The organism is Youngimonas ophiurae (nom. illeg.), assembly GCF_049803795.1.
Taxonomy (GTDB): domain Bacteria; phylum Pseudomonadota; class Alphaproteobacteria; order Rhodobacterales; family Rhodobacteraceae; genus Thalassobius.
The window spans coordinates 352,291-373,772 of sequence record NZ_JBNAGJ010000003.1; the positions used below are offsets into that span (position 1 = coordinate 352,291).

At 63.2% G+C, this 21,482-nt stretch carries 19 protein-coding genes; 12 read left to right on the forward strand and 7 right to left on the reverse strand.

Annotated elements, in window-relative coordinates:
* Positions 1–105: 105 nt before the first annotated feature.
* From ACP15O_RS09410 to ACP15O_RS09430, 5 genes are read left to right on the forward strand one after another with little or no spacing between them, the layout of a single operon-like run.
* Positions 106–1,926: an ABC transporter ATP-binding protein gene (locus ACP15O_RS09410; protein WP_425095824.1), complete on the forward strand. Its 1,821-nt coding sequence runs from the start codon at positions 106–108 to the stop codon at positions 1,924–1,926.
* Between the two features lies 1 nt (position 1,927).
* Positions 1,928–3,088, forward strand: coding sequence for an acetylornithine deacetylase (gene argE, locus ACP15O_RS09415; protein WP_425095825.1), 1,161 nt, complete (start codon positions 1,928–1,930; stop codon positions 3,086–3,088).
* A 14-nt stretch (positions 3,089–3,102) separates the two neighbouring features.
* Positions 3,103–4,266 (forward strand): M20 aminoacylase family protein, encoded by a 1,164-nt coding sequence (locus tag ACP15O_RS09420; RefSeq protein WP_425095826.1) that lies wholly within the window; start codon positions 3,103–3,105, stop codon positions 4,264–4,266.
* 12 nt (positions 4,267–4,278) lie between these two features.
* Entirely contained in the window at positions 4,279–5,442 is a 1,164-nt protein-coding gene (locus tag ACP15O_RS09425) for a M20 aminoacylase family protein (protein ID WP_425095827.1), read from the forward strand.
* 32 nt (positions 5,443–5,474) lie between these two features.
* Entirely contained in the window at positions 5,475–6,227 is a 753-nt protein-coding gene (locus tag ACP15O_RS09430; protein WP_425095828.1) for a hypothetical protein, read from the forward strand.
* Here ACP15O_RS09430 and ACP15O_RS09435 read toward each other — a convergent pair.
* Genes ACP15O_RS09435 through moaA form a run of 3 tightly spaced genes read right to left on the reverse strand, consistent with a single transcriptional unit; the run spans position 6,224 to position 9,547 of the window.
* On the reverse strand, positions 6,224–7,243 hold the full coding sequence (locus ACP15O_RS09435; RefSeq protein WP_425095829.1) for a polysaccharide pyruvyl transferase family protein: 1,020 nt from the start codon (positions 7,241–7,243) through the stop codon (positions 6,224–6,226). The genes ACP15O_RS09430 and ACP15O_RS09435 overlap by 4 nt on opposite strands.
* A 40-nt stretch (positions 7,244–7,283) precedes the next feature.
* On the reverse strand, positions 7,284–8,543 hold the full coding sequence (locus ACP15O_RS09440; protein WP_425095830.1) for a 3-deoxy-D-manno-octulosonic acid transferase: 1,260 nt from the start codon (positions 8,541–8,543) through the stop codon (positions 7,284–7,286).
* Positions 8,540–9,547: a GTP 3',8-cyclase MoaA gene (gene moaA / locus ACP15O_RS09445; protein ID WP_425095831.1), complete on the reverse strand. Its 1,008-nt coding sequence runs from the start codon at positions 9,545–9,547 to the stop codon at positions 8,540–8,542. Before moaA ends, ACP15O_RS09440 begins: the two co-directional genes overlap by 4 nt.
* Positions 9,548–9,630: 83 nt before the next feature.
* Here moaA and ACP15O_RS09450 point away from each other — a divergent pair, with 83 nt between their 5' ends.
* Positions 9,631–10,071, forward strand: a complete 441-nt coding sequence (locus ACP15O_RS09450) for a hypothetical protein (protein WP_425095832.1) — start codon at positions 9,631–9,633, stop codon at positions 10,069–10,071.
* Here ACP15O_RS09450 and ACP15O_RS09455 read toward each other — a convergent pair.
* The 3 genes from ACP15O_RS09455 to glmU are packed head-to-tail and all read right to left on the reverse strand — an operon-like array spanning position 10,059 to position 13,932.
* Positions 10,059–10,757 (reverse strand): DNA alkylation repair protein, encoded by a 699-nt coding sequence (locus ACP15O_RS09455; protein ID WP_425095833.1) that lies wholly within the window; start codon positions 10,755–10,757, stop codon positions 10,059–10,061. The two genes, ACP15O_RS09450 and ACP15O_RS09455, sit on opposite strands and share 13 nt — an antisense overlap.
* Positions 10,754–12,577, reverse strand: a complete 1,824-nt coding sequence (glmS, locus tag ACP15O_RS09460) for a glutamine--fructose-6-phosphate transaminase (isomerizing) (RefSeq protein WP_425095834.1) — start codon at positions 12,575–12,577, stop codon at positions 10,754–10,756. Before glmS ends, ACP15O_RS09455 begins: the two co-directional genes overlap by 4 nt.
* Entirely contained in the window at positions 12,577–13,932 is a 1,356-nt protein-coding gene (gene glmU / locus ACP15O_RS09465) for a bifunctional UDP-N-acetylglucosamine diphosphorylase/glucosamine-1-phosphate N-acetyltransferase GlmU (RefSeq protein WP_425095835.1), read from the reverse strand. The genes glmS and glmU overlap by 1 nt, the downstream gene beginning before the upstream one ends.
* 135 nt (positions 13,933–14,067) lie before the next feature.
* Here glmU and ACP15O_RS09470 point away from each other — a divergent pair, with 135 nt between their 5' ends.
* Positions 14,068–14,742, forward strand: a complete 675-nt coding sequence (locus tag ACP15O_RS09470; RefSeq protein ID WP_425095836.1) for an HAD-IA family hydrolase — start codon at positions 14,068–14,070, stop codon at positions 14,740–14,742.
* Positions 14,743–14,773: 31 nt separating this feature from the next.
* Positions 14,774–15,967: a DegT/DnrJ/EryC1/StrS family aminotransferase gene (locus ACP15O_RS09475; RefSeq protein ID WP_425095837.1), complete on the forward strand. Its 1,194-nt coding sequence runs from the start codon at positions 14,774–14,776 to the stop codon at positions 15,965–15,967.
* A gap of 198 nt (positions 15,968–16,165) precedes the next feature.
* On the opposite strand, the gene ACP15O_RS09480 is transcribed toward ACP15O_RS09475, so the two are convergent.
* Positions 16,166–16,621: a CreA family protein gene (locus ACP15O_RS09480; protein WP_425095838.1), complete on the reverse strand. Its 456-nt coding sequence runs from the start codon at positions 16,619–16,621 to the stop codon at positions 16,166–16,168.
* 141 nt (positions 16,622–16,762) lie between these two features.
* Between ACP15O_RS09480 and ACP15O_RS09485 the strand changes: the two genes are divergently transcribed.
* Genes ACP15O_RS09485 through ACP15O_RS09500 form a run of 4 tightly spaced genes read left to right on the forward strand, consistent with a single transcriptional unit; the run spans position 16,763 to position 21,479 of the window.
* Entirely contained in the window at positions 16,763–17,926 is a 1,164-nt protein-coding gene (locus ACP15O_RS09485) for an isovaleryl-CoA dehydrogenase (protein WP_425095839.1), read from the forward strand.
* A gap of 3 nt (positions 17,927–17,929) precedes the next feature.
* Positions 17,930–19,504, forward strand: a complete 1,575-nt coding sequence (locus tag ACP15O_RS09490; protein WP_425095840.1) for an AMP-binding protein — start codon at positions 17,930–17,932, stop codon at positions 19,502–19,504.
* On the forward strand, positions 19,501–19,878 hold the full coding sequence (locus ACP15O_RS09495) for a hypothetical protein (RefSeq protein ID WP_425095841.1): 378 nt from the start codon (positions 19,501–19,503) through the stop codon (positions 19,876–19,878). Before ACP15O_RS09490 ends, ACP15O_RS09495 begins: the two co-directional genes overlap by 4 nt.
* The gene (locus ACP15O_RS09500) at positions 19,875–21,479 is read left to right on the forward strand and encodes a carboxyl transferase domain-containing protein (RefSeq protein ID WP_425095842.1); all 1,605 of its coding nucleotides are present in this window, start codon (positions 19,875–19,877) and stop codon (positions 21,477–21,479) included. The genes ACP15O_RS09495 and ACP15O_RS09500 overlap by 4 nt, the downstream gene beginning before the upstream one ends.
* Positions 21,480–21,482 lie beyond the last annotated feature (3 nt).

Consider the following 21,482-nt stretch of genomic DNA (forward strand, 5'->3'; position numbering starts at 1 on the left):
TATCCCGTTGGTTGACCCGGCGGGAAGTTTGCAACCGATTTGACACTGGCGCCCGGCTGTCGTTAGCGTCGGTGCATTATCGGGCACTGCATGGGAAAATCGGTGATGCTGGATCAGCCAATCGCCTCGATCGAGAATCTACGAGTCGAGTTTCAAACAAAGGATGGCCCTGTTGTCGGCGTCGAGGATGTCTCGTTTCAGGTGAACGCCGGGGAAACGGTGGCCATTGTGGGCGAATCCGGTTCGGGCAAGTCCGTGTCCAGCCTGTCTTTGATGCGTCTGGTGGAATTCGGCGGCGGGAAAATCGCGGGCGGGCGCCTGATTTTTGATCGAAAATCAGGCGAAGAACTGGATTTGGCCAAAACCGATCAGTCCTTGATGCGGACGATTCGCGGGAATGAGATCGGGATGATCTTTCAAGAGCCGATGACCGCGCTGAACCCGGTCTTTACCGTCGGCCGTCAACTGACCGAGGGGCTGCGCCTGCACAAAGGCCTGTCCAAAGAGGCCGCCACAGCCCGCGCGCTGGACCTGCTTAAACAGGTGCGCATCCCCGAGCCCGAGCGCCGCCTGAAACAATATCCGCACGAGCTGTCGGGCGGGATGCGTCAGCGCGTGGTGATCGCCATGGCTCTGGCCTGCGAGCCGCGCCTGCTGATCGCGGACGAGCCGACCACCGCGCTGGACGTGACCATTCAGGCGGAAATCCTGGCGCTGATGAACCGGCTGAAGCGTGAAACCGGCACGGCGGTGATGTTCATCACCCATGATATGTCGGTGGTGGCGCAGATGGCTGACCGGGTTGTCGTGATGTTCCGCGGCAACAAGGTCGAAGAGGGAACGGTCACCGAAATCTTCGAAAACCCGCAGCACGATTACACCAAGGCCTTGCTGGCGGCGGTGCCCAAACTGGGCGAGATGACGGGCAAACCCCTGCCCGAACCGATGAAGCTGCTGGGGCGCGAACAGGCCGATATTCAGCCGATCGAAGGCACTGATCAACCTCTGCTGACGGTGAAAAACCTGGTGACGCGCTTTCCGGTGCAGGGCGGGTTCTTTCGCCGGACGGTGGCCAATGTGCACGCGGTCGAGGACGTGTCCTTTACCCTGAATAAGGGGCGTACCCTGTCTTTGGTGGGCGAATCCGGCTGCGGTAAATCCACGGCGGGCCGGTCCATCTTGCGGCTGGTGCAGCCGCAATCGGGGGAAATCATGCTGGACGGCACGGATGTGATGGCGCTCAGCCCGCGCGATCTGCGCCGGGCGCGTCAGGACATGCAGATGGTGTTTCAGGATCCCTTTGCCAGTCTGAATCCGCAGATGCAGCTGGCCGATCAGGTGGCCGAGCCGATGCGCAATTTCGGCACCCACACCGGCAGCGAACTGATGGACCGGGTTGAAATGCTGTTCGACCGGGTCGAGCTGCCGCGCAGTTTCATGCGCCGCTACCCGCACGAGATGTCCGGCGGCCAGCGTCAGCGCATCGCCATTGCGCGGGCTCTGGCGCTGAACCCCAAGCTGATCATTGCCGATGAGGCCGTCAGCGCGCTGGATGTCTCTGTTCAGGCGCAGGTGCTGAACCTGATGATGGAGTTGCAGGCCGATCTGGGCCTGTCCTTTCTGTTCATCAGTCACGATATGGCGGTGGTTGAACGGGTCAGCCACGATGTGGGGGTGATGTATCTGGGCCGGATCGTCGAACTGGGGCCGCGCCAGGCGGTGTTCGAAAACCCGCAGCATCCCTATACCCAGGCGCTGATGCAGGCGGTTCCCATTGCCGATCCGCATAATCGCAAATCCGAGCGGGATCTGAACTTCAAACCCATCCCCTCGCCGATCCATCCGGTTGGCTATCAGCCCGCGCCCTCGGAATATACCGAGGTCAGCCCCGGCCATTTCATCCTGACCACGGACAGCGGATACTGACATGCCCGCGCGCCTTACGCCCTATGATCTGATGGAGCGGCTGGTGGCCTTTCCGACGGTCAGCCGCGATTCCAATCTGGCCCTGGTCGAGTGGGTCGAGGCGTATCTGGCCAGCCACGGGATCACCGCTCATCGCATGTATAACGCGGACGGGGATAAGGCGGCCCTGTTCGCGCATGTCGGCCCCGAAGTGGCCGGCGGCGTGGTTCTGTCCGGGCATACGGATGTGGTGCCGGTGGATGGGCAGCCCTGGGGCTCGGATCCATTCACGGTGGTGGAAAAGGACGGCAGATATTACGGGCGCGGCTGCGCGGATATGAAGGGCTTTGACGCGCTGGCAATCTGGGCGCTGGTCGAGGCGCAGCACCGCGGCGTCACCCGGCCCTTGCAACTGGCGCTCAGCTATGACGAGGAAATCGGCTGCACCGGCGCGCCGCCCCTGATTGAACGGATGCAGGAAACGCTGCCACTGGCCAGCGCGGTGATCGTGGGAGAGCCCTCGATGCTGCGGGCCGTGACTGGGCATAAGGGCGGGATTTCCTATTGGATTCATGTGCATGGGCATGAGGTCCACAGCTCGATCCTGCATAAGGGCGTCAATGCGATCATGTACGGGGCCAGGCTGATCGACTGGGCCAACGCGGTAAACGCCGAAACCCGCGCGGCCCCGCCCAGCCCCGTGGCGGCCATGTTCGATCCGCATTGGACCACCGCCCATGTGGGGCAGATCAGCGGCGGAACAGCGCATAATATCACCGCCAAGGATTGCGAATTCGGCTTTGGCTTTCGCATCATTCCGGGGCAGGATCCAGCCGATTGGGATGCCCGTCTGCGGGCCCGCGCCGCCCAGATCGAGGCCGAGATGCAGGCCGTCCACCCCGCCACCCGGATTGAGATCCGCGCCGATTTTTCCCTGCCCGGTTTCATGCCCGAACCCGAAGGCGAGGCCGAAACCCTGGCCCGCCAGATCACCGGGGATAACGGCACGCATGTTGTCAGCTACGGCACCGAGGCCAGCCATTTCCAGGCGGCGGGCTATTCGGTGGTTGTCTGCGGTCCGGGCAATATCGAACAGGCGCATCAGCCGAACGAATTCATCTCTGTCGCGCAGTTCAACAAGGGGCATGATTTCATGCGCCGCCTGTTGGATCTGCTGGCATAACGAAAGGACAGACCATGCCGGTCAAGAACCGCTTTGCGCAAATGCATTCGGAGATCACCGCCTGGCGCCGCGATTTCCATGAACACCCCGAAATCCTGTTCGACGTTCACCGTACCGCCGGGATCGTGGCCGAAAAGCTGCGCGAATTTGGATGCGACGAGGTGGTCGAGGGCATCGGTATCACCGGCGTGGTCGGGGTGATCAAGGGCGGCAGCTCGGACCGGGTGATTGGGCTGCGCGCGGATATGGACGCGCTGCCGATGTCGGAGATTACCGGGCTTGAATATGCCTCGAAGATTGACGGCGCCATGCATGCCTGCGGCCATGACGGCCATACGGCGATGCTGCTGGGGGCGGCGAAATACCTGGCCGAGACGCGCAATTTCGACGGCACCGTGGTGCTGCTGTTCCAACCGGCCGAAGAGGGCGGAGGCGGCGGTCTGAAAATGGTCGAGGATGGCGCGATGGATCGCTGGAACGTGCAAGAGGTCTATGGCCTGCACAACATGCCCGGCGTGCCTGTGGGTGAGTTTGCGATCCGGCCCGGCCCGCTGATGGCCTCGGCCGATGAGTTCGAGATCCTGGTGACGGGCGTGGGCGGGCACGCCGCACAGCCGCATGATGCGGTCGATACCACTCTGGCCGCCAGCCATGTGGTGATCGCGCTGCAATCCATCGTTTCGCGCAATGTGGATCCGGTGAAACAGGCGGTGCTGACGGTGGCCACCTTCCTGACGGAAAGCGATACGCAAAATGTGATCCCTCAGACGGCCAAACTGCGCGGCACCGTGCGCTGCTTTGAGCCTGAAATCCGGGATCTGGTCGAGGCGCGCCTGAAATCCGTCGCCACCCTGACCGCCGAGGCCTATGGTGCCACGGCCGAGGTGATTTACGAACGCGGCTACCCGCCCACCGTGAATGCCGAAGCCCCCACCCGGCACGCGATCGCGGCCGCGCAGGCCGTTGCCACCCATGTGGAAACCGACACCCCGCCGATCATGCCGGCCGAAGATTTTTCCTACATGCTGGAAGCGCGCCCCGGCGCCTATATCTTTATGGGCAACGGGGACAGCCCGATGTGCCACCACCCCGCCTATGATTTCAACGATGCGGCCATCCCTTTGGGGTGCAGTTTCTTTGCCGAACTGATCGAACGCCGGATGCCTCGCGGCGCATAAAGGATAAGACCCATGCCAGTTAAGAACCGCTTTGCCGAGTTGCAGGATGAAATCACCGCCTGGCGCCGCGATTTCCACGAACACCCCGAGATTCTGTTCGACACCGTGCGGACCGCCGGGATCGTGGCGGAAAAGCTGCGCGAGTTTGGCTGTGACGAGGTGACCGAGGGCATCGGCCGCACCGGGGTTGTCGGTGTGATCAAGGGCAAACAGACCGGCAGCGGCAAGGTGATCGGCCTGCGCGCGGACATGGATGCCTTGCCCATCCACGAACAGACGGGGCTGGACTATGCCAGCAAAACCGATGGCGCGATGCACGCCTGCGGCCATGACGGGCATACCGCGATGCTGTTGGGGGCGGCGAAATACCTGGCCGAGACGCGCAATTTCGATGGCACCGTCGTGGTGATCTTCCAGCCCGCCGAAGAGGGCGGCGGCGGCGGTAAGGAAATGTGCGACGACGGGTTGATGGATCGCTGGGGCATTCAAGAGGTCTATGGAATGCACAACTGGCCCGGCCAGCCCGTCGGCAGCTTTGCCATCCGTCCTGGTGCGTTCTTTGCCGCCACGGATGTGTTCGAGATCGAGTTCGAGGGCAAGGGAGGCCATGCCGCCAAGCCGCATGACACGGTGGATACAACGGTGATGGCCTCGCAGGCGGTGCTGTCGATGCAGACCATTGCCAGTCGCAATGCCGATCCGGTGGATCAGGTGGTGGTGTCGGTTACCTCGTTTGAAACTTCGTCCAAGGCGTTCAACGTGATCCCGCAACGGGTGGATCTGAAGGGCACCGTGCGCACCATGAGCGCGCAGATGCGCGATCTGGCCGAAAAACGCATTCAGGAAATCTGTGACGGGGTGGCGGCCACCTTTGGCGGGGTGGCGCGGGTGAACTATATCCGCAACTATCCGGTGATGGTGAACACGCCCGAACAGACCGATTTCGCCGCCGAGGTTGCGCGTAGCATCAGCGGCAGCTGCAACGATGCGCCATTGGTCATGGGCGGAGAGGATTTCGCCTTCATGCTCGAAGAACGCCCCGGTGCCTATATCCTGGTGGGCAATGGCGATACGGCGATGGTTCACCATCCGGCGTATAACTTCAACGATCAAGCCATCCCCGCCGGGTGCAGCTGGTGGGCCGAGGTGGTTGAACGCCGGATGCCCGCGCAGTAAACGGGGAAAACCCGTTTCCTGAAAGGATCCTCATGCCCGGCATTTTCAAAGCGATGCGACAGGCGGCGTCATTGGCGCGCTATGCAGCCGTGGTGCGCCGGTTTGACGATCCGATGGCCGCGTTGCCCTATGCCTATTGGTGGGAAAAGGCGCCGCTCCGCATGGAGCTGCCCGTGTCGGCGCTGCGGATGCAGGGCGGTTTCACCTACGGGCCGGATCACCCGTTTGTGCAGGCGCTTGCGACGGGCAAAGAGGCTCTGAGCCGGTTTTACACCCATCATGCGCCGGAAAACCTGGGGCAGATGTATGGGCTACCCGGCGGTGCGGGGGCCGATCTGCCGCCCTATGTGCTGCCCTGGCGCAAGGTGCTGAAGGATCGCCCCCCCGGCGGCGAGAAAGGCCTGCCCGCCAGCCAGGGCGTGGCCTTCTACGGGCCCTGTACGCCGAAAAAAGTAACGCTTGAGGCGCTGCGCCTTTCCCGTGTGGCCTCGGGCATTCGTAAATCGGGATTTCAGCCGGATAAACACGGCGATATCGAGGGGCATTTCATCACCGACGGCACACGCGCGTGTTTCTTTGTGATGGGGGGCAAGCATCGCGCCGCGGCGCTGGCGCATCTGGGAAACAGCCATATCCCGGTCCGTCTGCGCCCCGGACGGATGGCGATCATGGACACGCGCACGGCGCAGCACTGGCCGATGGTGGCTGACGGAGGCCTAAGCCCCAAGACAGCCTGCGCGATCGCCGATCTGTACCTGACCGGGCGTGGGATGTCGGATCTTTAACGGTCCGAATGGGCGTGCGCCAGCGCGGCCAGGTCGGTAAACAGCTGCTGTGCCTGGCTCTGGGCGCGGGCGCGGAACTGGCGGATCGCGGCCAGCTCGGCTGGAGAGAAGTCAGCCGTTTGCGGCGGGGCATCCAGCGCGTCAGAGGCAATGATCCGGTCGGTCTGCATCCCTGCATCTATCAGTAATTGCTCGATTTTCGAGGCATTCGAGGTCAGCGCAAGAAAGGGCGTTTCCGTCAGCATGGACAGACAGACCGCGTGAAACCGTCCGGTGATGTGAAGCCGCGCCCCGGCAATCCTGCGCAGATACTCGGCCTCGGTCAGGGGCATTTCGAAACGCGGGGCGCGCAGCGGCCAGACCGCATTATAGCCCCGAAACAGCAGCCCGCGCAGCAGCCACCCCAGCCCCGGCAGCCGCCAGATTTTCCCCCGCAGGGTTTTTGTGGGGATAAAACTGGCCTGCGGCAAACGCGTTGCGGCGCGGGCCAGAATGCGGCGTTTGTTCAGCCGCACGGAATCGCCGACGATCACCCCCGCCCGCGTGGCAGGCGTGATCTCTGCCGGGGCGGACAGCGACAGGTCGGGCAGCCAGCGCACCTCTTGTCCGCTGGCGTCGGACAGGCGCGCGGCGCTGGCGCTGTCTCGGGCCGCAATCAGCGCGAATTTCGACAGGTACTCCCCCCATTTTGCCGGGTTTTCCTCGTACATGGCATTCAGCAGCACCAGCGGAGTCTGTCCGCGCGCGGGGTGGTCTGCAATGCGCAGCAGCGCCTCGCCTGCGGGTTTTCCGTGATGCAGCGTGCCCTCGCCGTTGATAACGATCAGATCGGCCTCGCCAAGCGCCTGAATGAAAGAGCCGTCCTTTTCCCAATCGTGCCGCGCGGGGCTGCGGGCGATGATCTGCAACCCGGCGTCCTGCATCCCCTGGACCAGCAGGCGCATCACGCGCGCGCAGCCGTGGTGATAGCGCGTCGAGGTATCGTTCAGCAGGACTACTTTGGGCTTTTGAATCATGGCGCGACCCTATGTCCGTGACCGAACGGGGGCAAGAGCGTCAGGGCAGCACGTCCCGCAGATGGGCCAGGATTGCGGGGCGGATTTGCGCTTTGTGCGACATCAGGGTCTGCCCGGCCGCACACATCTGCGCCAGCTTATCCGAGCCGATCAGTTCGGGCACGGTCTGGGCCAGCTCTTCTGCGTTCAGAACCTGCTGTGCGGCGCCCAGACTGTCCATCTGGGCATAGTCCTTGGCGAAATTCCTCACCTTGGGGCCGTGCAGGACAGCCGCGCCCAATTGGGCGGGCTCGAATGGATTATGCCCGCCCTGATCCGAAAAAGACGCGCCCATGAAGGCCAGCCGCGTGGCGCGAAAAAACAGGCCCGTTTCGCCCAGCGTGTCGGCCAGATAGACCTGTGTCTGCGCGCCGATGGCCTGATCGTGGGACCGGACAGACTGCGCAAACCCCTGCTGCGAGAGCAGCGCGCTCAGCTGTGGGGCGCGCTCGGGGTGGCGGGGGATCAGGATCAGCAGCAGGTCGGGCAAATTGGTTAACGCCGCGCGATGCGCCTTCAGGATGATCTCTTCCTCGCCGGGGTGGGTCGAGGCGGCCAGCCAGACCGGGCGATCCCCGATTTTCGCCCGCAATGCCTGCAATTCGGCGGGGTCAAAGGGCAGGGGTGCGGCTGCGGCTTTCATGTCTCCGGTGGTGAGAACACGGTCCGCGGGCATCCCCAGCGCCAGTAGCTGGTTTTGTGTCTGCTCATCCTGCGCGGTTGCCTTTGCGAATTTAGACATCAGATAGCCCATTGTTTTCGGGGCTTTTTTCCGGCTAGAGGACGGCCGGGCGTTCAACAGGGCCAGCGGGATCGCGCGGGCATGAGCCTGCAAGATCAGGCGCGGCCAAAGATCGCTTTCGATGAAACAGGCCAGATCGGGGCGCCAGTGATCCAGGAAGCGGGCGACGGCGGCGGGGGTGTCGGTGGGAACGAACTGATGCGCCATCCCCGCAGGCAAACGCCGCGCGGCCAATTGCGCCGCGCTTTGCGTCATCGTGGTAAACAGAATGGCCGCCTGGGTTCGTTCTTGCAGGTCCGCAGCCAGATCCAGCGCCGAGATCAGCTCTCCGACCGAGGCCGCGTGCATCCAGATCACTTTGCCATCCGGACGGGGCAAGGAGCCGGCGCCAAACCGTTCCGGCAGGCGCTGTGGATCGCAGCCCAGCCGGGCGTGGGCCCGGCGTGCGGGGCGCGTCAGCAGCCAGGGCAGCGCACGCGTCAGCCCCAGATAGGCCCGCAAGAGCATCGGGCGCGTCATCCGCCGGTGTGGCTCATGTGGCGGGACATCTGCCCGGCCACTTCCTGACGCGAATAATCGAAATCATGCCCCTTGGGCTTGAGGTTGATCGCGGCGCGAATGGCCTCTTCCAGGGGGGCGTCGCTGCTGGGATTGTCGCGCAGCGCGGGGCGCAGATCGGCCATGTCTTCCTGGCCCAGACACATGAACAGCTCGCCGGTGCAGGTCAGGCGCACGCGGTTGCAGCTTTCGCAGAAATTATGGGTCAGAGGCGTGATGAAACCGATTTTTTGGCCGGTTTCCTCCAGCCGGACATAGCGGGCGGGGCCGCCGGTGCGCTCGGCCAAATCGGTCAGCGTGTATTGCTGGGCCAGCGTGGCGCGCAGATCCTTCAAGGGCCAGTATTGATCCAGCCGGTTTTCATTGCCGATGTCGCCCATGGGCATGACCTCGATAAAGGTCAGGTCCATGTCGCGCGCGTGGCACCATTCGACCATCGGGAACAGCTCGTCCTCGTTAAAGCCCTTCAGCGCGACGGCGTTGATCTTGATCCGCATTCCCGCGCGCTGCGCCGCATCAATCCCGTTCAGCACCTGCGGCAGACGGCCCCAGCGGGTGATTTGGGCGAATTTATCCGCGTCCATCGTGTCCAAAGACACGTTGATCCGGCGCACCCCGGCGCCATGCAGATCCTGTGCAAATCGCCCAAGTTGCGAGCCATTGGTGGTTAGCGTCAGCTCGTTCAGCGCGCCACTGTCCAGATGCCGGGACATCTCGTGGAAAAACGTCATGATCCCGCGTCGCACCAAGGGCTCGCCCCCGGTGATCCGCAGTTTTTTCACCCCCATGCGAATGAAGGCAGAGCACACGCGATCCAGCTCTTCCAGTGTCAGCAGTTCCTTTTTGGGCAGAAAGGTCATGTTTTCCGACATGCAGTAAACGCAGCGGAAATCGCAGCGGTCAGTGACGGAAACGCGCAGATAATCGATGGCGCGCTGAAAGGGATCAATCAGGGGAGCTGTCATGAGGGGAAATTATGCGCGGAACCCCGCCACGGCAAGGGCAGATGTCATTGATTTAGGGGGGTGAATGGTCGTAGCCTGCTCTTATGAAACACTATTTGACTGCCGCGATGGCGCTGATTTTTTTGTCTGGCTGCGATCCTTTGGGGAAAATCGGGGTCGATTGGCCCGCGAAGGACACCCCGCGCCCCGACCCGGTGGTGCAGGATAAGCCCGCCGCGGACGCCGTGGACGAGAACACCCCCACCCCCGATGTGACCAAACCGGCCGATACGCCTGGCTTGATCGGAGTGACGGTGGCCAGTCTGGGCGATCCCGCACATGCGGGTTTCTGGCTCGAAACGCCTTTGGTGCAAAGTGCGGGCAAAGGGCGCGTGTCCTATGAAAAATCCGGCCGCACGGTCAAGGTGGATCTGATCCCGATCGACGGGCCTGCCACTGCGGGCAGCCGCCTGTCCATGGCGGCGATGCGCCTGCTGGATGCGCCTCTGACCGGGTTGGCCGAGGTGCGCGTCTATATCGACTGATCCGTCCCGCCGGGCAGATGTTTCGAGGCTTCTTTGCGGGCGAAGGGCTTCATTTGCGCGCCGTAGCGGTCCAGAAAGGCCTGCACGCGCGGGATGTCATGTTTGGACAGATCGCGCAGCCACCAGGCGATGGCCTTCTGAATGAACCAGTCGTTGTCATCCACATAGCGCGCGCACCAGCGCAGCACGCGGTCGCGGATTTCCAGATCGGTCGGTTTTGGGTTGTTTTGTTTTGTCCAGGGCAGGGTGATCACCAGCGCGGCCCGGCGGGTCCACATATGGGAGGAATGGGTCCAGTCCTCGACTTCGGAGACGCGCGTCGGATTGGCCAGCAGGCGTTTTTGCCCGGCCATGCAGGCGTGATCGGCTATCGCCCAGCTGTCAAAATCGCGGGTCCAGGATTGGATCAGAATCCAGGCCTGTTCGTCATCCTTGATCCGGGCCTGAGTCAGCAGCTTGGCCGCCGCAATCCGCGCCTCGAAAATATCCGTGTGCCACAGCGCCCGCGCCAGATCGACCCGTTCGGGCACTGTCAGCGTCTGCCGCCATGTCTTTGTCAGATCGTTGAGCGCGGGGTTCGGAATGCCCAGCACCTGACGGTCTTGTTTGTGATAGGCGCGCATTCCTTCGGCGCGGCCCGGCTCGATTTCGGCACGCAGCTGGGCCAGGGCGTCCTCCGGGGTCATTCCACGGTCACCGATTTGGCCAGGTTGCGCGGTTGATCCACATCCGTGCCCTTGGCCACGGCGGTGTGATAGGCCAGCAACTGCGCGGGCACCGCATAAAGAATGGGCGACAAAACCGGATCGACCTGAGGCATCACGATGGATTCCCACACGTCGTTTGCGGCCTCGGCCGTGCCCTCGGCATCCGAGATCAGCATCACCTTTCCGCCGCGCGCCAGCACCTCTTGCATGTTCGAAACGGTTTTGTCGAACAGCGCGTCGCGCGGGGCCATCACCACCACGGGCAGTGTTTTGTCGATCAGCGCGATGGGGCCGTGTTTCAGCTCGCCCGATGCGTAAGCTTCGGCATGTATGTAGCTGATTTCCTTTAGTTTCAGGGCGCCCTCAAGCGCCAAAGGATACATCAGCCCGCGCCCCAGGAACAGCACGTCCGAGGCCTCGGCCAATTGGCGGGCCGAGCGCGCAATCGCCGCGTCCTGGTCCAGCGCGTGGTTCAGCGTGTTGGGCAGCGCCCGCAGTTGCGACAGCAGATCGGACAGGCGTTCGGGCGCGATTGTGCCGCGTTGTTCGGCCGCTTTCAGCGCCAGCATCAGCAGCACGGTCAATTGACAGGTGAACGCCTTGGTCGAGGCCACGCCAATCTCGGCCCCTGCCAGAATCGGCAGCGCCAGATCGCTTTCCCGCGCGATCGAGCTTTCGGGGACATTGACCACCGAAACGATCTGATCGGCCTTGCCCTGACAGTAGCGCAGCGCGGCCAGCGTGTCGGCGGTTTCGCCGGACTGGCTGACAAACAGGGCGACGGTGCGCGCGGGAATGGGCGGTTCGCGGTAGCGGAATTCACTGGCAATATCGACTTCGACGGGGATCTGCGCCAGCTGCTCGAACCAGTATTTCGCCGTCAGACAGGCATAGTAGGCGGTGCCGCAGGCGACCATGGTCAGCCGGTCAATCCGGGTGAAATCCAGCCCCGCGCCGGGCAGGGCGACATGGGCAGCGTCGTTGGTCAGATAGTGGCGGATTGCCTCGCCGATCACCGAGGGCTGCTCGGCGATTTCCTTGGCCATGAAATGCTTGTGCCCGCCTTTGTCCACGCGGGCGGTGTCCAGCTCGATCTTGCGCATCGGGCGGGTGACGACCGTGTTGTTAACATCCCGAATTTCCAGGGAATTTCGGGTCAGAACGGCCCAGTCGCCTTCCTCCAGATAGGTGATCTGATCGGTCAGCGGGGCCAGGGCAATCGCGTCCGAGCCCACATACATTTCGCCCGCACCATGGCCGATGGCCAGCGGGCTGCCCTTGCGCGCGGCGATCAGCAGGTCTTCTTGGCCGTCGAACAGAAATGCCAGCGCAAAGGCCCCATGCAGACGGGCCAGCGTCAGGCGGGCGGCCTCGATCGGGTCATTGCCCTCGGACATGTAGGATTGCACCAGCAGGGCAACGGTTTCCGTGTCCGTTTCGGTGACGAAATCAAAGCCCTTTTGCGCCAGTTCGCAGCGCAATTCGCGGAAGTTTTCGATGATCCCGTTATGCACGACGGCAACGGGGCCGGCGCGGTGGGGGTGCGCATTGGTGACCGAGGGCGCGCCATGGGTGGCCCAGCGGGTGTGGCCGATGCCGGACTTGCCCGGCAGCGGATCGTGGACCAGCAGATCCGAGAGGTTCACCAGCTTGCCCACAGCGCGGCGGCGGTCCAGGCGGCCCTCGTTGATCGTGGCGATCCCGGCGCTGTCATAGCCGCGATATTCCAGTCGTTTCAGCGCCTCAACCAGGATCGGAGCCACTTCGTGGCTTCCAAGAACCCCTACAATTCCGCACATTATACTGCCCCTTTGTCGCGTTTTTCTTTGGTTTTCTTTAGAATATCGAACAATTTTGTCGCCAACCCCGGTTTGTTCACCTGTTTGGCGCGGCCCATGGCTAGGGCCTCGGGGGGGACGTCGGAGGTGATCACCGAGCCGCTGGCCGTCATCGCCCGCGCCCCCACCGTGACCGGCGCAACCAGCATCGTATTCGAGCCGATAAAGACGTTCGCGCCGATTTCCGTGTGATGTTTCATCACGCCATCATAGTTGCAGGTGATCGTGCCCGCGCCGATATTCGTGGCCTTCCCGACCGAGGCATCGCCGATATAGGTCAGGTGGTTGGCCTTGGCACCCTCGTCCAGATAGGCGTTCTTGATCTCGACGAAATTGCCGACATGAACGTCCTCGGCCAGCTCGGCACCGGTGCGCAGGCGGGCATAGGGGCCGACGGTGGCGCGCTGGCTGACGTGGCAGCCCTCCAGATGGCTGAACGCCCGGATGCGCGCGCCCGATTCCACGGTCACGCCGGGGCCGAAAACGATGTTTTGCTCTAGCACGGTATCGCGGCCGATCACGGTGTCATGGGCGAAAAATACGGTTTCGGGGGCCAGCAGGGTCACGCCGTCCTCCATCGCAGACAGGCGGGCGCGGGTCTGAAAGGCAGCCTCGGCCGCGGCCAGTTCAGCGCGGGAATTGATGCCCAGGGTTTCAGCCTCGTCACAAGCCACGGCGGTGGCCGACAGGCCGCGTTTCCGGGCCAGGCCCACGATGTCGGTCAGGTAATATTCGCCAGCGGCATTGTTGTTTTCCACCGCCTCGATCAGGGAGAACAGAGTCTGGGCATCAGCGCAGATAACTCCGGAATTACAGAAGGATATCGCGCGTTCCTCATCCGTTGCATCCTTGAATTCGACGATGCGGTCCAGTGTGTTGCCCTCCATCACCAGACGGCCATAGCGGCCCGGATCTGCGGCCTCGAACCCCAGCACCACCACGTCATGATGGGTGCGTGCCTGGGCCATGGCCTGTAGGGTTTCGGGCTGGATAAACGGTGTGTCGCCATACAGCACGAGGGCGTCGCCGGTGAACCCGTCCAGAGCGGCGCGCGCCTGGGCCACGGCATGACCCGTCCCCAGTTGTTGAGATTGCAGCGCGAACTGGGCGGTTTCGTCATGGGCCAGCGCGGCCTGTTCCACCTGGGCTGCCCCATGGCCGGTGACGATGACGGTGCGCTCGGGGTTCAGGGCCGCGCCCGATTTCATCGCATGAACGATCAAAGGCGCCCCGGCGATGGGGTGCAGAACCTTGGGCAGGTCCGAGTTCATGCGGGTTCCCATGCCCGCAGCAAGGATGATCAGGGCCGTGCTCATGCCATATCTCTTGTTGTTATTGCCTTTTGCCCGTTTTATCCGCTGAGGGGCGTGGCGCAAGTCCGGTGTGCTTCACTTGTGATTGCGGCATGTGACAAAGATGGGCGGAATGATGCTGAAAGGGACGGGCAGGCAATGAAAACAGTGATTTTCGATCTGGATGGGACGCTGGCCGATACCAGCGGGGATCTGATTGCGGCGGCCAATGCGTGTTTTCAGCAGATGGGGCAGGGCGATATCCTGTGCCCCGACGGCGATGCGGCCACGGCTTTTCATGGCGGGCGGGCGATGCTGAAACTGGGGCTGGAACGGCTAAAGCACCCCGACATCGAGGGCCAGATCGCGCAGTGGTATCCGGTGCTGTTGCAGGCCTACGGCGCACAGATTGACCGCTACACGGTTCTCTATCCCGGTGTGATGGAGGCCGTCGATGCCTTGTGCGGGGCGGGCTATAAGGTGGGCATCTGCACGAACAAGCCCGAGGCCCTGGCCGAAACCCTGTTGCAGCGGTTGGGGGTGCGGGGGGCGTTTGGCTCGATGATCGGGGCGGACACGCTGCCCGTGCGCAAACCCAACCCCGAGCCGTTGCGCCAGGCGGTGCTGCGCGCCGGAGGCGATCCGGCGCAATCGCTGCTGATTGGCGACACGGTGACCGATCGAAAAACCGCCGCCGCCATGGGGGTGCCCAGCGTTCTGGTCACATTCGGCCCCGAGGGCCGCGCCGTTGCGGCGCTTAACCCCGAGGCTCTGCTGGATCATTATGACGATCTGCTGGGGCTGGTCGGGGACTTGCTGGGCCCGGCGGCTTGACCTTCGGCGCGCGGGGCTTCAGGACGGAACCATGACCGAGGTTTTCACAGGCACGTTCACCCAGCAAGAGCCCATCCCCGAAGAGGGGATTGAGGTGGCGCTGCGCGTGATGCGCTCGGGGCGGCTGCACCGCTATAATACGGTGGGCGACGATCCGGGCGAGGCCGCGCTGCTGGAGCAGGAATTCGCCGCCGCGATGGGGGTGGAGTATGCGCTGGCCGTGGCCTCGGGGGGGTATGCGCTGGCCACGGCCCTGCGGGCGGTGGGCGTGCAGCCCGGCGACCGGGTGCTGACCAACGCCTTTACCCTGGCTCCGGTGCCCGGCGCGATTGCCAGCCTGGGGGCCGTGCCGGTCTTCGTGGGGGTAACCGAAGGTCTGGTGATTGATCTGGACGATTTGCAGGCCAAGGCGGACCAGGCCGATGTGCTGATGCTGAGCCATATGCGCGGCCATCTGTGCGACATGGATCGCCTGCTGGAAATATGCCGCGCGGCGGATGTCACGGTGATCGAGGATTGCGCCCACACGATGGGCGCGCGCTGGCGGGGGCGGCTGTCCGGTACGGATGGGCTGATCGGCTGTTTCTCGACCCAGACCTATAAGCATCTGAACTCGGGCGAGGGCGGGCTGCTGATCACCAATGACGCGCAGGTGATGGCGCGGGCGGTGATGCTGTCGGGCTCTTACATGCTGTATGACCGGCATCTGGCCGTGCCTGATCCGGCGACGTTCGAGGCGATCAAATATGACACGCCCAATATTTCCGGCCGGATGGATAATCTGCGCGCGGCGATCCTGCGCCCCCAATTGCGGGATCTGCCCAGACAATGTGCCCGTTGGAATGCGCGCTATGGCGTGCTCGAAGAGGGGCTGCGCCACACGCCCGGCCTGACAGTGGTGGAACGCCCCGCCGAGGAAACATATGTCGGCAGCTCGATCCAGTTTCTTTTGCTGGATTGGCCCGAGGCGGGAATTGCACAGGTGCTGGAGCGATGCGCCGCGCGTGGGGTGGAGCTGAAATGGTTCGGCGGGGCCGAGCCGAATGGCTTTACCAGCCGCTACGACAGCTGGAAATATGTGCCATCGGACCGGCTGGAAGAAACTGATCGTGTGTTGCGCGGCATTCTGGATATGCGGCTGCCTTTGACGTTCAGCACGGATGATTGCGCTTTGATTGCCCGGATTATCCGTGCTGAAGTCAGCGCGGTGTTTCAAAACTGTTAAACGGAGCGCCTTCGGCGCGCTCGATGTCTCGTTGTCGGCCTGCGGCCTCCGCCTCGGGGGTTGGGGGCGCTGCCCCCAACGGCGCGGACCTCTCTGCCGGGGGAGCGTCAAAGGGGACGCGCAGACGGGGCGGCAGGCGCCAGCCCGAGGCCGTAAGGCCGAGATATCGAGCGCGCCGAAGGCGCTCCGCTGGATCAATCAATCTGCATTATAGAGCGGAACGGTCGATATCGAGACCTTTGCCGAGCCTTCGGTCAGCTCGGTTGCGTGCGCGACATAGATCAGCGTTTGATTGGCCGCGTCAAAAATCCGTTTCACGCGCAGTTTTTTAAGCACGATGGAGCGGGACGTGGAGAAGACGTTTTCTCCGTTTTCGTCACGGTCGATGTCGCCAATCTTGATCGGGCCCGTCTGGCGGCAGGCGATCGAGGCATTCGAAGGATCTTCGAACCAGTTGCCCTGGCTCAGTCGATCCAGAAGTCCGCGTTCGAAATAGGCGATATGGCAGGTGACGCCGCTGACTTTGGGATCCTGGATCGCTTCGAGGATGATGTCGTTGCCCGTCCAGTCTACGCCGATTTCTCCGACCTGATCGGCTGTGGCGGCTGTGCCGGCCATCAAAAGGGCAAGGGCAGAGGCATTGAAAATTCGCATTGCGGGGATCCTGAATAAACTCGTTTCCCTTCAGATGGGAAGCCGTCCCCGATTTGCCAAGCCGTCATTTTGGTTGACGCGACTCACCCTTCGTGCCTATTTATGAACAACTGTTCAATAATGAGATCGGAGGAGCGGCCCGTGTTCAATGCAGTGATGGCCTATGATCTGGGTGAGGATGTCAACGCGCTGCGCGAAATGGTGCACCGCTGGGCGCAGGAACGCGTGAAGCCGATGGCCGCGCAGATTGATCTGGACAACGAATTCCCCAACGAGCTGTGGGCCGAGATGGGCGATTTGGGCCTTCTGGGCATCACCACGCCCGAGCAATACGGCGGGGCGGGCATGTCCTATCTGGCACATGTGATCGCGGTCGAGGAAATCGCGCGGGCCTCGGCCAGTGTCTCGTTGTCTTATGGGGCGCATTCCAATCTGTGTGTCAATCAGATCAAGCTGAACGGCACCCATGAGCAGAAGATGAAATACCTGCCCGGCCTGATTTCGGGGCAGCATATCGGCGCGCTGGCGATGTCCGAACCTTCGGCGGGCTCGGATGTTGTCTCGATGAAGCTGAAGGCCGAAAAGCGCAACGGATATTACCTGCTGAACGGCAATAAATACTGGATCACCAACGGCCCGGATGCCGATACGCTGGTCGTCTATGCCAAGACCGACCCCGAGGCCGGATCGCGCGGGATCACCGCCTTTATCGTGGAAAAATCCATGACGGGCTTCAGCACCTCCAAACATTTCGACAAGCTGGGGATGCGGGGCTCGAACACGGCCGAGCTGATCTTTGAAAATTGCGAAGTGCCCTTCGAAAACGTGCTAGGCGAGGAAGGCCGCGGCGTGCGCGTTCTGATGTCTGGGCTGGATTACGAACGTGTCGTGCTGGCCGGGATCGGCACTGGCATCATGGCCGCCTGCCTGGATGAGGTCATGCCCTACATGGCCGAGCGCAAGCAATTCGGCCAGCCCATCGGGAACTTCCAGCTGATGCAGGGTAAGCTGGCCGATATGTACACCAAAATGAACTCGGCCCGCGCCTATGTCTATGAGGTGGCCAAGGCCTGTGATCGCGGTCAGGTCACCCGTCAGGATGCGGCGGCGTGTTGTCTCTATGCGTCCGAGGAGGCCATGGTGGTGGCGCATCAGGCGGTGCAGGCGTTTGGCGGGGCGGGCTATCTGTCCGACAACCCTGTGGGCCGCATTTTCCGCGACGCCAAGCTGATGGAGATCGGGGCTGGCACCTCGGAAATCCGCCGGATGCTGGTGGGGCGCGAAATGATGGCGGCCATGAGCTAAGCCATGCTGCCGAAAGGGGAGGATTACGGCAGCTTGGTGCGGGGGTTCCGCTGGGATATTCCCGCGCGGCTGAACATGGCGCGGCAGGTCTGCGACGACTGGGCCGCGCGTGTGCCGGACCGGGTGGCGATCATCGACATGACCGGGGGCGCGCGGGTGGATGTCAGCTATGGCACGCTGCGGCGCATGGCCGATACGCTGGCGGCGGATCTGGCCGCGCGCGGCGTGCAGCGGGGCGACCGGGTGGGCGTTCTGCGCTCGCAATCGCCATGGACGGCCGCCGCGCATATCGCCTGCTGGAAGCTGGGCGCGATCTCGATTCCGCTGTTTAAACTCTTTGGTACCGATGCGCTGCTGACCCGGTTGCAGGATGCGGGCGTGGCCTGGGTGATCTCGGACCCCGAGGGCACCGAGGGGCTGCGCGACTGGCTGGCGATCGAGGGCCACGGTCAGGTCATCCCCGAGGATCTGACCCTCTCTGACACGCCGTTTGACACGGCCGATACTGGGGCCGAAGATCCCGCCGTTCTGATCTACACCAGCGGCACCACTGGCGCGCCCAAGGGCGCTTTGCACGCTCACCGTGTGCTGATCGGCCATCTGCCGGGGGTCGAGGTCAGCCATGATTTTCTGGGGCAGACGGGCGATTGCCTGTGGACGCCCGCCGATTGGGCCTGGATTGGCGGGCTGTTCGATGTGCTGATGCCGGGGCTGGCGCTGGGGGTGCCCGTTGTTGCCGCGCGGATGGACAAATTCACCGTCGCCGAATGTCAGCGTATCATCGCCGCCACCGGCGTGCGCAACGTGTTCTTTCCGCCCACGGCGCTGCGGATGCTCAGGGCCGAGGAGGCGGCGATTGCCGGCCTGCGTTCGGTTGCGTCGGGGGGCGAGCCTTTGGGCGCCGAGATGCTGGCCTGGGGGCAGGGGGCCTTTGGCCTGGCGATCAATGAATTCTACGGGCAGACCGAATGTAACATGGTGGCCTCGTCCTGCGGGGCGCTGTTCGATGCCGCGCCCGGCTGTCTGGGCAAACCCGCGCCGGGGTTCGACATCGTGGTGCTGGATGGGGCAGGGCAGCCGACACTGGGCGAGGGCGACATTGCCATCGCCAAAGGCGCGGCCAGCATGATGCTGCGCTATTGGAACCGCCCTCAGGCCACTGCTGAAAAGTTCCACGGCGATTGGATGCTGACCGGCGATCGCGGCCAGTGGCAGGGCGACTACCTGCGCTTTGTCGGCCGCGAGGATGACGTGATCACCAGCGCCGGCTACCGCATCGGCCCCGCCGAGATCGAGGATTGCCTGCTGCGCCACCCGGCCGTGGCCACCGTGGGCGTGATCGGCAAACCCGACCCGCTACGCACGGAGATCGTGAAGGCTTATGTGGTGGTGAAACCGGGGGTCAAACCGGGGGATGCGCTGGCGCGCGAGCTTCAGTCTTTTGTGAAAGAGCGAAGCGCAAAGCATTCCTACCCAAGGGAAATATCGTTTCTGAACGCGCTGCCGATGACTGTCACCGGCAAGGTGATCCGCAAAGAGCTGAAGGCCCGCGCCACAGCCGAAGGAGGCACCGCATGAGCCGATACGGGGGACATCAGTGCCCGCAATGCGATGAGCCGCAGGGCTGGTTTGCGCTGCACTCTACCTTTCGGGGTGGGATCAAGCGCAGCCGGTTCAACGCGTTTGTCACCTGCGCGGCCTGCGGGCAACGGCTGGTGCTGGTGGCGCGCCCGGATGGGCCGGGAATGCTGATCTGGCAAATCCTGCTGCCCGTGCTGCTGGGCACTGTGTTTCTGGGTGGGGCCACGCTGGCCCTGTCTTTCGTGTCGCCTTCGCAGGGGCTGGGCCCTGCCGGGGGGGCGTTGTTCTTATTCACAGTCGTGTTCGCCGTGGTCTTCAGCGTGTTGAGATCGCGGCTGGAACGTCACTTCTTCAAGGTGGAGGCCCTATGAAACTGCACTCGTCTGCCATTCCGTCCTCGGAAACCTTTCAGACCAACCGGCGCAATCACCTGGAGGCGCTGGAAACCATCCGCGAGGCCGCCGAGGCCGCGCGCCTGGGGGGCGGTGAAAAATCGCGTGAACGCCACGTTGCGCGGGGTAAGATGCTGCCGCGTCGCCGGATTCGTGCGCTTCTGGATCCGGACTCGCCCTTTCTGGAGGTCGGCGCCACCGCCGCGCATAACATGTATGACAATGCCGCCCCCTGTGCGGGTGTCGTGGCCGGGATCGGCCGGGTGCAGGGGATCGAGTGCATGATCGTGTGCAACGATGCCACGGTGAAGGGCGGCTCTTACTATCCGATGACGGTGAAAAAGCACCTGCGCGCGCAGGAAATCGCCGAACAGAACCACCTGCCCTGTATCTATATGGTGGACAGCGGCGGCGCGAACCTGCCCAGTCAGGACGAGGTGTTCCCCGACCGCGATCACTTTGGCCGTATCTTTTTCAATCAGGCCAATATGTCGGCCAAGGGCATCCCGCAGATCGCGGTGGTGATGGGCTCGTGTACGGCGGGGGGGGCCTATGTGCCGGCCATGTCGGATGTCACGATCATTGTGAAGGAACAGGGCACGATTTTTCTGGCCGGCCCGCCCTTGGTGAAGGCCGCCACCGGCGAGGTGGTCAGCGCCGAGGATCTGGGCGGCGGCGACGTGCATACGCGCCTGTCGGGCGTGGCCGATTATCTGGCCGAGGATGACGCCCATGCCGTGGCCCTGGCGCGCCGCGCCGTCAGCCATCTGAACCGTGCCAAACCGGCAAGCGTGCAATGGCAATCCTCCGAAGAGCCGCTCTATGATCCCGAGGAAATCCTGGGCGTCGTGCCCTCGGACCTGCGCACCCCGTATGACATCCGCGAGGTCATCGCCCGTACTGTGGATGGCAGCCGCTTCGATGAATTTAAACCGCGGTTTGGGGAAACCCTGGTGACGGGCTTTGCTCATATCAAGGGCTGCCCTGTGGGCATCATCGCCAATAACGGTGTGCTGTTCTCTGAGGCTGCGCAGAAGGGCGCGCATTTCGTGGAACTGTGCAGCCAGCGCAAGATCCCGCTGGTTTTCCTGCAAAATATCACCGGCTTCATGGTGGGCCGCAAATATGAAAACGAGGGCATCGCGCGCCATGGTGCCAAGATGGTGACCGCCGTCGCCACCACCAAAGTGCCGAAAATTACCATGCTGGTGGGGGGCTCGTTCGGGGCGGGGAACTATGGCATGGCCGGACGTGCCTATAGCCCGCGTTTCCTGTGGACATGGCCCAACAGCCGCATTTCCGTGATGGGCGGCGAACAGGCCGCAGGCGTTCTGGCCACCGTCAAACGCGACGGGATCGAACGGCAGGGCGGCACGTGGTCGGCGCAGGAAGAGGCCGCCTTCAAACAGCCCACCATTGATATGTTCGAGCAGCAGAGCCACCCGCTCTATGCCTCGGCCCGGCTGTGGGATGACGGCATCGTTGATCCGCGCAAAACCCGAGACGTCCTGGCGCTGTCGCTCAGCGCCAGCCTGAATGCCCCGATCGAGGACACGCGTTTCGGCGTGTTCCGCATGTAGGAG